The following is an 11,622-nucleotide window of genomic DNA, read 5'->3' on the forward strand; positions in this document are numbered from 1 at the left end:
GCTCGCGGTTGGGATGGAGTCGACCTGCAGGGGTTACAGCTGGTTGCCGAGCTTGTACTCGGGCATCGCTTCGCCGGCACGTGTGTAGGAAAAGCCGTCGGCGCCGATGGTGACGTCCGCCTCCTTCTCCTCCTCGCGGTGCACCAGTGCTTTCGGCTGACCGTCCAGCCCGAGAACGGTGGAGGCCTCCGAGTACCAGCTGGGCACGACCGGGTTTCCCCACCAGTCGCGGCGCTGGTTGTCATGGACATCCCAAGTGAGGGTCGGGTTGTCGGGGTCGCCGGTGTAGTAATCATGCGTGTAGATCTCGATGCGGTGGCCGTCGGGGTCGCGCAGGTAGAGGTAGAACGCGTTGGACACCCCGTGGCGACCCGGTCCGCGCTCGATGCGGTCAGACATCCGCAGTGCGCCCAGGTGGTCGCAGATGTGCAGGATCTGGTGGCGCTCGTGGGTGGCGAAGGCGATGTGGTGCATTCGCGGTCCGTCGCCGCCGGTCAAGGCGACGTCGTGCACGGTGGCCTTGCGGTACATCCAGGACGCGAAGACGGTGCCGTCCTCGTCCTGGATGTCTTCAGACACCTTGAAGCCGAGTGCTTCGTAGTAGTCGCTGGCGACGCGGATGTCCGGGGTCACCACGTTGAAGTGGTCCAGTCGCGAGATGGCGCCGGCACCGTGCACGTCATAGCGCCGGGTGAAGCGTTCGACGTGGTCGGAGTCGTAGAAGAACTCGATCGGGAAGCCGAGTGGGTCCTCGACGCGCACCGCTTCACCGACCCCGCGGGTTGCCCCGGCCGCCCGGTGCTCGACCGGGCATCCGAGGTTCTCGAAGTAGGCGGCTGCCACCTTGACTTCGTCCTGCGAACGCACCCGGTAGGCGAGCGCCGCCAGCGCGGGCACCGGGCCCGTGCGCAGGATCAGCGAGTGGTGCAGGTACTCCTCGAAGGCGCGCAGGTAGATCGCGTTCTCGTCCTCGTGCGTGACCACCAGGCCGAGCACGTCGACGTAGAAGTGGCGCGATGCGGCCAGGTCGCTGACGATCAGCTCGGCGTAGGCGGAGCGGATGATGTCGGGGGCGTTACTCATGTGCGAATCCTTGCTCTGAAAGTGCCCGTTCCGGAGAGATGTGCCTGTTCTGCCGGGTGCATCTCTCCGGAACGGGCACTATTGCGCAGGGCGGCTGGGTCATGCGGGTGCTCCGAATCGAGGGGTGTGCACTTCGCCGAGCGTGATGTGCACGGCCTGCTGTTCTGTGTAGAAGTCGATCGAACGGTAGCCGCCCTCGTGGCCGAGCCCGCTGGCCTTGACGCCGCCGAACGGGGTACGGAGGTCCCGCACGTTGTGCGAGTTCAGCCACACCATGCCGGCCTCCACCGAGTGGGCGAAGTTGTGCGCCCGGGTGAGGTCGCTGGTCCACAGGTAGGCCGCCAGCCCGTACTTGACCCCGTTCGCAAGCTCAAGCGCTTCCTCGTCGGTGTCGAACGGGGTGATGGCGACGACTGGCCCGAAGATCTCCTCCTGGAAGATGCGCGCATCCGGCTTCACGTCGGCGAACACGGTGGGGGAGACGTAGTTGCCGTCCGGAAGGTGCTCCGGCCGCCCGCCGCCGGCGAGCAGCCGTCCCTCGCCCTTGCCGATTTCGACGTAGCTCATCACCTTGTCGTAGTGCTCCGGGTGCACGAGCGCGCCTACCTCGGTTTTCGGGTCGTGCGGGTCGCCGACGACGATGTTCTTCGCGCGCGCGGCGTAACGCTCGCAGAACTCGTCGTAGATCTCTCGTTCAACCAGGATCCTGCTTCCTGCCGTGCAACGCTCGCCGTTGAGCGAGAAGACGCCGAACAGGGTCGAGTCGATGGCGGCGTCCAGGTCGGCATCTGCCCAGACGACAGCCGGGGACTTGCCGCCCAACTCCATCGACAGGCCCTTCAGCATCGGCGCAGCATTGGCGAAGATCAGCTGGCCGGTTGTCGTCTCGCCGGTGAACGAAATCAGGCGGACATCCGGATGCTTCACCAGCGCGTCGCCTGCCTCCTCACCCAGTCCGTTGACCAGGTTGAATACCCCGTCGGGTACGCCGGCCGCGCGGAAGATCTCCGCCCACAGGCTTGCCGAGAGTGGGGTGAACTCGGCCGGCTTCAGCACCACGGTGCAGCCGGAGGCGAGGGCCGGGGCGAGCTTCCAGCTCTCCAGCATGAACGGGGTGTTCCACGGGGTGATCAGCCCGGCGACGCCGACCGGCTTGCGGTTGACGTAGTTCACCTGGCGGCCGGGAACCTGGTAGGTGTCGTCGGCCTGGGCGACGATGAGGTCGGCGAAGAAGCGGAAGTTCTCCGCCGCCCGCTGCGCCTGCCCGCGCGCCTGGGTGATCGGCAGACCGGTGTCGAAGCTCTCCAGTTCGGCGAGCTTCGCGTCTTCGGCCTCGACGGCATCCGCGATCTTGTTGAGAACGCGTGCGCGGGCCCGGGGGAGCATCCGCGGCCACGGGCCGTTGTCGAACGCGTCTTTCGCTGCTGCGACGGCGCGGTCGATATCCTCAGCCTGGCCCGCAGCCGCCTTCACATAGACCTGGTTCGACACCGGGTCGAGCACGTCGAAGGTGCTGCCCGACACGCTGTCGACGAACTCGCCGCCGATGAAGTGCAGGATCTTCTTCGGCAGGTTCGCCGGGATGTGATGAGTCATTACTTGCCTCCAACCATGAAGCCGTCGACGGGGGAGAGGTACTGCTGGCCCGCCGTCATGAGGGTCTTGATCTTGTCGATGCCGGCATCCGTCGGCGTGATCAGGGGTGGGCGCACAAAACCGGACTCGATGAGCCCGAGCTGTTCGAGCACCCACTTGCCGGGCGCCGGATTGGTCTCCACGAAGAGCAGGTCGACCAGCGGGTGCAGGCCGTAATGGATTTCGCGGGCCTTCGGGACATCGCCGGCGACCCACGCCTCGTACATCTGGGCGTGTGCGACCGGGGCGATGTTGGAGGTGGCGCTGATGTAGCCGACGCCGCCGAGGGCGAGCAGCGGCAGGCAGAGCAGTTCGATGCCGCTCCAGACCAGCAGGTCCGGGCCGCACAGGTGCATGACCCGGGAGAAGTGCTCGAAGTCCTTCGTGGTCTCCTTGATGCCGACCACGTTGTCGACGTCGTGGAACAGGCGGGCGACCGTCTCAGGCGCGATGTCGACGGCGGTGCGGGACGGCACGTTGTAGATGATGATCGGCAGGTCGGGGAACTCGTCGGCGACCGTCTTGTACCAGACGTACAGCGCCTCCTGGGTGGGACGGGCGTAGTACGGGGTGATGATGAGCGCGGCATCCGCCCCAGCGTCGCGGGCGATGCTGGTCAGCTCGAGGGTCTCGGCAAGCTTTGAGGTGCCGGTCCCCGGCACGAACGGCACTCGGTCGTCGATGACGCGGGCGGCCAGCTTGATGGCGGATGCCCGCTCCTCGATCGACTGCGCGCTCGGCTCCCCGGTTGAGCCGCCGATCGAGATGCCGTGGGCGCCGGATGCGATCTGCCAGTTGATGAGATTTTCCAGGCTTTTCAGGTCCGGTTCCCCGTTCGCGTGGAACGGCGACATGACCGGGGCGATCGAGCCGGTGATCTGCCTGGGGTCGCTGCGGAACTTCATGCGGTTTCCTTCCGGTCGTGCTGGTGGTCGAGGAACGCGTCGAGCGTTGCCAAGCGGTGGTTTCGGGCGGCGAGCTCGATGTCGAGCGGCTCTGCTCCACGCTCGATCAGGTCGAGCAGGTGCGTGTGCTCATCGACCGAGCCCTGCGCCCGGCCGGGGACGAAGCTGAACGTCGACTCGCGCAGTGCGCGAAGCCGCGCCCAGCCGCGATGGACAAGCTCGAGCACGTGCGCATTCGGGCAGTGCTCGAACAGCACGCCGTGGAAGTCCAGGTTGAGCCGGGTGAACGTGACCGGATCGAAGTGTCCCAGGCTGTCCAGCATCCGCTTGTTGATGGCGCGGGCACGGGCGATGTCGTCCGCGGTCATGAACGGTGCTGACGTCGCGGTGGCATAACCCTCGACCAGGCTGAGCGTCTGCATGGTGGTGCGATACTCGTCCGGGTCGAGCATGGCGACCTGGGCACCCACGTTGCGCTCGAAGGTGACGAGGCCCTCGGCCTCGAGCATCCGCACCGCCTCGCGCACCGGGACGACGCTCACGCCGAGCTCGTCGGCCAGCCGGTTCAGCACCAGCCGGTAGCCCGGACTGAACGTTCCGTCGCTGATGCGTTGCTTGATCGACTGATAAGCCAGCTGCGATTTGCCAGGTGCTGTCACTGCAGCCATTGCTGGTACCGCGCTTTCCAGTCGGCGTTCATCGGGTACAGGCCGTCCACCCCTTCGCCCGCGGCGACCATCTCGGCGATGAAGGTTTCCTGGCGTTCCTGCTCGATGGCATCCGTCACCAGCTCCTCGATGATGGCCGGGGGGATGACCAGCACCCCGTCGGCGTCGCCGACAATCACGTCGCCGGGCTGCACCGCTGCGCCGCCACAGGCGATCGTCAGGCCGGTGTCCCACGGAACGTGCTTGCGGCCGAGCACCGCGGGGTGCGGGCCGGCGTGATAGGTGGGGATGTCGAGTTCGCTCACAGCAACCAGGTCGCGCACGCCCCCGTCGGTGACGATGCCGGCTGCTCCGTTCACCTGCGCGCGGAGGGCGAGGATGTCGCCGACGGTTCCCGTGCCGCGCTCGCCGCGGGCCTCGACCACCAGCACGTCGTCGGGTCCCAGGGCGTCGAACGCGCGCTTCTGGGCGTTGTAGCCGCCGCCGTGCTCGGTGAACAGGTCTTCGCGATTCGGGATGAAGCGGAGGGTCTGGGCGATGCCGACCAGCCGTTTCTCGGGTTTCGTTGAGGTGAGGCCATCGATGCTGACGTTGTTGAGTCCGCGCTTGCGGAGCTGCGAGCTGAGCGTTGCGGTGCCGACCGAGTTGATGCGCGCCTTGAGTTCGGGGGTGAGGAGGGCCTCGCTCAACCCGCGGAGGGTGGCACCCCACGCTTCGGCCCGCTGCGTGTCATCGGCTTTCGGCTGCGCGCTGAACGCGCCGAGGGATTCCGTGCCCTGGGTGGCGGTGGTGACGAGGCGCCCGGTGGTGTGACCGCTGCCGTCCACCTCGACCTCGACGACGTCGCCCGGCTGCATCACGGATGCCCCCGTCGGGGTTCCGGTCAGGATGACGTCTCCCTGCTCCAGCGTGATCAGTTGCGAGAGGTCGGCGACGAGCAGGCCGAAGGGGAAGAGCAGCGTCGACGAGCTGTCCTCCTGCACCAGCTCACCGTTCAGCCAGGTGCGGATGCGTAGTGCGGCTGGGTCGACATCCGCCGCCTTGATCAGAGCCGGCCCGATCGGGGTGAACCCGTCGCCGCCCTTCGATCGCAGGTTGGAGCCTTTGTCGGCGTAGCGCAGGTCGTAGACGCCACAGTCGTTGGAGGCGGTGACGTGGGAGACGGATGCCCACCCTTCCTCCGGCGTGACGCGACGGGTCGTCCGGCCGATGACCAGGGCGATCTCGCCTTCGAAGGCCAGCAACTCGCATCCGGCCGGTCGCTCGATAGTGCCGCCGGAGGCGCTGAGGGAGGTGGCGGGCTTCAGGAAGTAGCCCGGCTGTTCCGGCGTGCGCCCGCGTTCGGCCGCGCGGCTCGGGTAGTTGAGGTGAACGGCGATCACCTTGCCCGGGCGGGTCGCCAGCAGGCTGCCAGCCGTTCCAAGGGGGTGCGTCGAACCGTCGTCGCTCTGCGTCATCGTCATAGTGTACGAAATCGTATATCATCCTGGGGGCAGTGTCGAGCGTTCTACCCAGCCCCGTTCTCGCTAGTCGGTCAGCTGGTGCTTCTCGCCGAGCCGGAAGATGAGCCAGTAGTAGGCGCCGATCATGATGCCGCCGCCGATGATGTTGCCGAGAGTCACCGGCAGCAGGTTTCCGGCGAAGAACTGGCCCCAGGTGAGAAGCGCATAATCGGCCTGGGCTGCGCCGACCTCTGCCCAGTACTCGGGGCCGGCCAGGTCCTTGATGAGGATGCCGAACGGGACCATGAACATATTGGCGACCGAGTGCTCGAACCCGGCGGCGACGAAGAGCGCGATCGGGCCGGTGACGGCCAGCACCTTGTCGGTGATGGTGCGACCGGCGAAGGCCACCCAGACGGCGAGGCAGACCAGGAGGTTACACGCGATTCCGAGAAAGAAAGCCTCCATGAACGGATGCTCCAGCTTGGTCAATGAGGTGTCGAGAATCACCTTCCCCCATCGTCCACCCGCCTGATGCCAGGTGCCGCCGAACCAGCACAGCGCCAGGATCGTTGCGGCACCGAAGAAGTTGCCGATGTACACGATGCCCCAGTGCATGAATAGCCGAGGCCAGGTGATGAGGCCCGAAGCGCGCGCCACCAGCGTCATCGATGTGGAGGTGAACAGTTCCGCACCGGTGAGGACGACGAGGGCCAGGCCCACCGAGAAGGCAAGGCCACCGATCACCCGCCCCATGCCGTAACCGAGCGCGTCAGAGGTGCCGATTTGGCTCGTGGTGAAGAACACGAAACCAAGGGCGATGTAACCTCCGCCCGACAGGGACAGCATGAATGCCCGGTACGGATGATTGAGGGCCTTGTGTGCCAGGGCGTTCTCGGCAACAGCGGCCATTTCGGCCGGCGAGAACATCACCGGGCTATCAGGTCCAGGCATCTGCTACCCCCTCTGACGACGCGTCATGGACGCCAGTCGATGGGAAGTCTATGCGGCGGGCACCGCGGAGCAAAGGGTGTGCTTCGAAAGGTGCCTGCCGCCTGCCAAACGACTCGGCTGATTGGTAGCCTGACCGTACGAGCACCGCAAGGCAGGGCAGTCGAAGGAGCGAGTAGAACATGAATAGCAATCCCGATTTCCCGTTCTGGCTGCAGGCCACGCACCTGATCAACTTCGTGCTCATCGGCATGCTGCTGCGCTCCGGTTGGGAGATCCTGTCGTCGCTGCCCCGACTGTGGTGGAGCAATGACAGCGCCCCCGGCAAGGAGTGGCTGCGTTTCACCAGGCGGAAGCTGCCGAAGGAGGAGGGTGTCTACACCTCCCTGATGGACGAGAAGTCGCTCTCGCCACTCATCTCGCTCCCCGGCCGCGAGAACGTCGGGCTCGGGCGACACTGGCACGGTCTGTCAGTGATGCTGTGGGTGCTCAACGGCCTCGTCTACGTGATTCTGCTCTTCGCCACCGGACTCTGGCAGCGAATCATCCCGACCTCGTGGGAAGTGATCCCCGAGGCCTGGGAGTCCTTCGTCATCTATGCCGGCTTCGGCGTCCCGTCGATTGAGCACTTCCAGCCCTACGACGCACTGCAGATGCTCGGCTACACCTTTGTCATCTTCATCCTCGCGCCGTTCATGATGCTCACCGGCGTCGCCATGTCGCCGGCCATTCGCTCCCGCTACCCGTGGTACGTGAAGTTCTGGGGTGGGCACCAGGGTGCGCGGTCGCTGCACTTCATCGCGATGGTGATGATGGCCGGGTTCATCGTCATGCACGTGTGCCTGGTGTTCCTCGTGCACCGCGAGAACAACGTCGTCCACATGGTCTTCGGCGACGTCGACACCGCCCGCTACGCCCAGGCTCTCGTTATCATGATCGCCACCATCGTCGCGGTGATCGTGTTCTGGATCGCCCTGAGCTACTGGACTCTGGCCGACCGGCCGCGTGCGCACAACTTCCTGGTGAGGCTCACCGAGATCGGTCGGAAGGTCTTCCTCAACTGGATGCGTCCGCGAAGCGCAGAGCAGGGCGCGTATACGGAGAAAGACATCTCCGAGTTCCACTGGACCAACGGGCTGCCTCCGACCGTGGACGAGTCTCCCGAGTGGATCGCCTCTCGCGACAGCAACTGGGAGGGCTACACCATCACGATCGGCGACGACCTCAGCGGGAAGTCCATGGTGCTCACGCTCGATGACATCCGCAAGCTGCCGCAACGTTCGTACATCGCGACCCACACCTGCATGCAGGGTTGGTCGGCGACCTCGCGCTGGTCAGGGGTGCGGTTGACCGACCTGCTCGAATTGCTCGGCCCCAGGCCGGAGGGCGCCAACTATGTGCTCGTCGAGTCGTACGGCCTGGCGCAGAAGATGATCGACAACCGTCCGCGCGAACCGTTCTATTCCGTGTACGACCTGGAGACTGCCGCTGAAGATGACACGATTCTGGCAATCGAGCGCAACGGTGAGCCGCTCGACCTGCACCTCGGTGCTCCGGCGCGGATGAGGGTCGAGTCGAACCACGGGTACAAGATGGTCAAGTGGGTGCAGTCGATCCGCTGGGTCGCCGACTATGCCGAGTATGGCGATGGGCGAGGCGGAACCCGCGAGGACTCCGCACTGCAGGCCCTGAATGGAAGGATTTGACCATGAACGACCACATTGCTTCCACCAGCCTGCGTGTCTCGGGAGTGCGCACCCAGGAGGACGTCAACCTGGCGCTCCAGTCCCTTTACGACGTGTTCGCCGACCTGGGCCTCGGCGCGGCGGCATTCGAGGTAACCGAATCCGAGACTGCCGACCTCTTCGTCAAGCACCTGGACAGTGTGACGGTCGACGTGGATGCGATCGACGCTGCCCTGGCGAGCGCTGGAGACTTCCGCGTCGTCCGCTGAGCCCAGTCACAGATCCCGGGATCACAGTTCCCGGGCGATAGCGGCGGCCGCGGTGGTGAGCCGTGCGGAAATCTGCTCCACCGAGAGCTCAGTCGCGACGTAGACCACTGCCACCGACGCCGGCGGATGCCCGGCAAGCGTGAGCGGGACCGCGACCGACTGCAACCCGGCGATGACCTCATCGTGACTGGTGGCGTAACCGTGCGTCGCAGCATCCGCCGCCTCCCGGCGCTTGGGCTCACCGGGTGAGACCGCCCGCCACTGTGCTTCGCTGAGTGCGGACTGGATCGCGATGCCTGGGGCTCCGACGGCGAGCGGATGCCGCGTCCCGGGCCTCTGCGCGACCGCGGCGTGCGCGTGGCGCGGCTCGACGCTGACCAGGGTGACCACCTCGTGCCGGTCGAGCAGCGACATGAAGGTCGTCATCCCGAGTTCGTTCGCGGCCGCGGTCAGTTCTGGCAGGGCGGCGGCCTGCAGGTCGCGGGAGACTCCACGGGCGAGCGCCGCCATCCGTGGGCCCAGCGAAAGAGCGCCGGATGCGTCGCGCACGACGACTCCGTGATCCTCGAGCGTGCGCAGGATCCGGTAGGCGATCGAGCGGTGGACTCCGAGCGCCCCGGCCACTTCGGCGATGGTCATCGGCGCGGTGGACTCGGCGAGAATCTCCAGCACGCGGATGCCGCGGGACAGCGTCTGGGAGTGCGGGGTTTCCTGGGTCATCGCCGTCGGCACCTTGTCATCATCGGTCTGAATGAGTTATCGTTCTTATAGAGAACGTTGTGTTCGATTATAGAACACAGTCGGCTAGTGCCGCACAAAGACCCACGAGGGATCGACGATGATTGCCACCGCACCACAGACCGGCGGGTTCAAGCCGGAGTCCAAGCTGTACCGCTCTCAGCAACACCTGTTCCGCGGAAGCCTCGGACGGTTCGCCACCGGCGTCGCGGTCGTCACCTTCGACACTTCGACGAGCTCAGCACAAGTGGGGCGCGGCAGGCACGGCATCACGGTCAACTCCTTCACGTCCGTCTCCATGGATCCGCCGCTCGTATTGGTGAGCATCGCGCACACAACGAACGCCCACGACCAACTGGAGGGGCGACCGTTCACGGTGAACGTCCTCGGCGCCGAGCAGGAGGCAATCGCCAGCCACTTCGCCGGCAAGCCGGGGGCCGAGCCACTGTGGGTCGAGGGCGACACGGCGCCTCGGTTGAGCGGAGTGCTCTCCTACTTCCAGTGCACGCCCTGGGCGACCTACCCCGGCGGCGACCACACGCTGTTCCTCGGCGAAGTGCAGGACTTCGACTACCGCGCAGGCGACGCCCTCGGCTTCGTCAACGGACGCTTCACCACCATCCCCGAATACCTGCTGGGCCACGAGGCCCTGCTGTAACAGTGCCGGCCGTTGCCTCGCCGGGGCTCGGCTGGTTTCGACAAGCTCAACCCGCCTAACCAAGACGAAGGAGTCACCCACATGGGAGCACGTACCGGACAGCAGTACCTCGACAAGCTGAACTCGATGCGACCGCATCTGACCATCGATGGTGAGGTGGTCAGCGAGAATGTCGCCGAGCATCCGGCATTCAAGAATGTCGCGCGCACCTACGCGAAGCTGTTCGACCTGCAGCACGACCCGCAGTACGCGGATGCCCTCACCTACGATTCGCCCTCGACCGGCGACAAGGTCGGCGTCTCGTTCCTCATCCCGAAGACCATTGAAGACCTCGAACACCGCCGCGCCGGCATCAAGGTGTGGGCGGAGTACACCAACGGTTTCCTCGGACGCACCGGCGACTACATGAACAGCTCGCTGACCGCGCTCGCCGCCGCCGAGAAGTGGTTCTCGCAGGCCGGACCTGAGTACGGCGAACGCATCCGCAACTACTACGAGTTCGCCCGCGAGAACGACCTGCTGGCCACCCACACGCTGATCCCGCCGCAGGTGAACCGCTCGGTTTCGGGCAGTGAGCAGCTGGGCGGCCAGCTCTCCGCCCGCATCGTGGAGGAGCGCGAAGACGGGATCGTCATCAGCGGTGCGCGGATGCTCGCCACGGTCGCGCCGATCGCCGACGAGTTGCTGGTGTTCCCGTCGACGGTGCTGCGCGGCACCCCGGAGGACGCCCCATACTCCTACGCCTTCGCCATCCAGAACGACGCCCCCGGCCTGCGCTACCTGTGCCGCACCTCGCTGCACAACGGCGGCAGCCACTTCGACGAGCCGCTGGCGAGCCGCTTCGAGGAGATGGACGCTGTCGTCGTCTTCGACAACGTCTTCATCCCCAACGAGCGGATCTTCCTGCTCGGGCATCCGGAACTCTGCAACGCGTTCTACACCGAGACGGGCGCCGGCGCGCTGATGACCCAGCAGGTGGTCACCCGCACCATCGCCAAGAGCGAGTTCTTCCTGGGCCTCGCCACCGAGATCGCCGACTCGATCGGCATCGACGGTTTCCAGCACATCCAGGAGGACGTGGCCGAGCTCATTGTCGACGTCGAGATCGGGCGCGCGCTCATGCGGGCGGCCGAAGCGGATGCCGAACTCAACCAGTGGGGGATGATGACCCCGAAGTGGTCTACCCTGAACGCGGCGCGCAACTGGTATCCGAAGGTGGCCCAGCGCTTCCCGCAGATCATCCGCAAGTTCTGTGCCAGCGGGCTGATGGCGCTGCCCGGCGAGGCGGACATCGCCAGCGAGGCGATCGGCGACATCGAGCTGTACCTGCAGGGCAAGTCGCTGACCGGGCCGGAGCGGATCAAGCTGTTCAAGCTCGCCTACGACGCCTCGATTTCCGGGTTCTCAAGCAGGCAGGCGCTGTACGAGTACTTCTTCTTCGGCGACCCGGTGCGCATGGCCGGCGCGATGGTGAAGGGCTATGACACGGAGCCGTTCCAGCAGCGCATCCGCGACTTCCTGGCGCGCGAAGGGGCGTAATCGCGGCGACTCCTCGACGATGACGGAGTTTGTCGTCGATGACCCTGTT

At 65.8% G+C, this 11,622-nt stretch carries 11 protein-coding genes; 4 read left to right on the top strand and 7 right to left on the bottom strand.

The window, feature by feature from the left end; all coding sequences use genetic code 11:
- Positions 1-33: 33 nt before the first annotated feature.
- The 6 genes from hpaD to focA form a co-directional block, all read right to left on the bottom strand.
- On the bottom strand, positions 34-1,083 hold the full coding sequence (gene hpaD, locus ACX3O0_RS00140) for a 3,4-dihydroxyphenylacetate 2,3-dioxygenase (protein ID WP_459106342.1): 1,050 nt from the start codon (positions 1,081-1,083) through the stop codon (positions 34-36).
- A gap of 99 nt (positions 1,084-1,182) precedes the next feature.
- On the bottom strand, positions 1,183-2,679 hold the full coding sequence (hpaE, locus tag ACX3O0_RS00145; protein ID WP_459106343.1) for a 5-carboxymethyl-2-hydroxymuconate semialdehyde dehydrogenase: 1,497 nt from the start codon (positions 2,677-2,679) through the stop codon (positions 1,183-1,185).
- Positions 2,679-3,623, bottom strand: a complete 945-nt coding sequence (dapA, locus tag ACX3O0_RS00150; RefSeq protein WP_459106344.1) for a 4-hydroxy-tetrahydrodipicolinate synthase — start codon at positions 3,621-3,623, stop codon at positions 2,679-2,681. Before dapA ends, hpaE begins: the two co-directional genes overlap by 1 nt.
- A complete protein-coding gene (locus ACX3O0_RS00155; RefSeq protein ID WP_459106345.1) occupies positions 3,620-4,291 on the bottom strand; it encodes a GntR family transcriptional regulator in 672 nt (223 codons plus the stop codon). The genes dapA and ACX3O0_RS00155 overlap by 4 nt, the downstream gene beginning before the upstream one ends.
- The gene (locus ACX3O0_RS00160; protein ID WP_459106346.1) at positions 4,279-5,748 is read right to left on the bottom strand and encodes a fumarylacetoacetate hydrolase family protein; all 1,470 of its coding nucleotides are present in this window, start codon (positions 5,746-5,748) and stop codon (positions 4,279-4,281) included. The genes ACX3O0_RS00155 and ACX3O0_RS00160 overlap by 13 nt, the downstream gene beginning before the upstream one ends.
- A 69-nt stretch (positions 5,749-5,817) precedes the next feature.
- Positions 5,818-6,687, bottom strand: a complete 870-nt coding sequence (focA, locus tag ACX3O0_RS00165; RefSeq protein ID WP_459089867.1) for a formate transporter FocA — start codon at positions 6,685-6,687, stop codon at positions 5,818-5,820.
- Positions 6,688-6,866: 179 nt separating this feature from the next.
- Here focA and ACX3O0_RS00170 point away from each other — a divergent pair, with 179 nt between their 5' ends.
- Together ACX3O0_RS00170 and ACX3O0_RS00175 are read left to right on the top strand one after the other, a co-directional pair.
- A complete protein-coding gene (locus ACX3O0_RS00170) occupies positions 6,867-8,390 on the top strand; it encodes a molybdopterin-dependent oxidoreductase (protein ID WP_459106347.1) in 1,524 nt (507 codons plus the stop codon).
- A gap of 2 nt (positions 8,391-8,392) precedes the next feature.
- On the top strand, positions 8,393-8,638 hold the full coding sequence (locus ACX3O0_RS00175) for a hypothetical protein (RefSeq protein WP_459106348.1): 246 nt from the start codon (positions 8,393-8,395) through the stop codon (positions 8,636-8,638).
- 21 nt (positions 8,639-8,659) lie between these two features.
- On the opposite strand, the gene ACX3O0_RS00180 is transcribed toward ACX3O0_RS00175, so the two are convergent.
- Positions 8,660-9,358 (bottom strand): IclR family transcriptional regulator, encoded by a 699-nt coding sequence (locus tag ACX3O0_RS00180; protein ID WP_459106349.1) that lies wholly within the window; start codon positions 9,356-9,358, stop codon positions 8,660-8,662.
- A gap of 118 nt (positions 9,359-9,476) precedes the next feature.
- Here ACX3O0_RS00180 and ACX3O0_RS00185 point away from each other — a divergent pair, with 118 nt between their 5' ends.
- Both ACX3O0_RS00185 and hpaB read left to right on the top strand, forming a co-directional pair.
- Positions 9,477-10,034 (top strand): flavin reductase family protein, encoded by a 558-nt coding sequence (locus ACX3O0_RS00185; protein ID WP_459089875.1) that lies wholly within the window; start codon positions 9,477-9,479, stop codon positions 10,032-10,034.
- Positions 10,035-10,115: 81 nt separating this feature from the next.
- Positions 10,116-11,573 (top strand): 4-hydroxyphenylacetate 3-monooxygenase, oxygenase component, encoded by a 1,458-nt coding sequence (gene hpaB / locus ACX3O0_RS00190; RefSeq protein ID WP_459106350.1) that lies wholly within the window; start codon positions 10,116-10,118, stop codon positions 11,571-11,573.
- The last annotated feature ends 49 nt before the right edge of the window (positions 11,574-11,622 follow it).

This window comes from Homoserinimonas sp. A447 (assembly GCF_054489325.1).

What these genes read in the sequence shown, in the direction of transcription:
- hpaD (WP_459106342.1), bottom strand. Translation starts at nt 1,083, where the DNA reads ATGAGTAACGCCCCCGACATCATCCGCTCCGCCTACGCCGAGCTGATC.
- hpaE (WP_459106343.1), bottom strand. Translation starts at nt 2,679, where the DNA reads ATGACTCATCACATCCCGGCGAACCTGCCGAAGAAGATCCTGCACTTC.
- dapA (WP_459106344.1), bottom strand. Translation starts at nt 3,623, where the DNA reads ATGAAGTTCCGCAGCGACCCCAGGCAGATCACCGGCTCGATCGCCCCG.
- ACX3O0_RS00155 (WP_459106345.1), bottom strand. Translation starts at nt 4,291, where the DNA reads ATGGCTGCAGTGACAGCACCTGGCAAATCGCAGCTGGCTTATCAGTCG.
- ACX3O0_RS00160 (WP_459106346.1), bottom strand. Translation starts at nt 5,748, where the DNA reads ATGACGCAGAGCGACGACGGTTCGACGCACCCCCTTGGAACGGCTGGC.
- focA (WP_459089867.1), bottom strand. Translation starts at nt 6,687, where the DNA reads ATGCCTGGACCTGATAGCCCGGTGATGTTCTCGCCGGCCGAAATGGCC.
- ACX3O0_RS00170 (WP_459106347.1), top strand. Translation starts at nt 6,867, where the DNA reads ATGAATAGCAATCCCGATTTCCCGTTCTGGCTGCAGGCCACGCACCTG.
- ACX3O0_RS00175 (WP_459106348.1), top strand. Translation starts at nt 8,393, where the DNA reads ATGAACGACCACATTGCTTCCACCAGCCTGCGTGTCTCGGGAGTGCGC.
- ACX3O0_RS00180 (WP_459106349.1), bottom strand. Translation starts at nt 9,358, where the DNA reads ATGACCCAGGAAACCCCGCACTCCCAGACGCTGTCCCGCGGCATCCGC.
- ACX3O0_RS00185 (WP_459089875.1), top strand. Translation starts at nt 9,477, where the DNA reads ATGATTGCCACCGCACCACAGACCGGCGGGTTCAAGCCGGAGTCCAAG.
- hpaB (WP_459106350.1), top strand. Translation starts at nt 10,116, where the DNA reads ATGGGAGCACGTACCGGACAGCAGTACCTCGACAAGCTGAACTCGATG.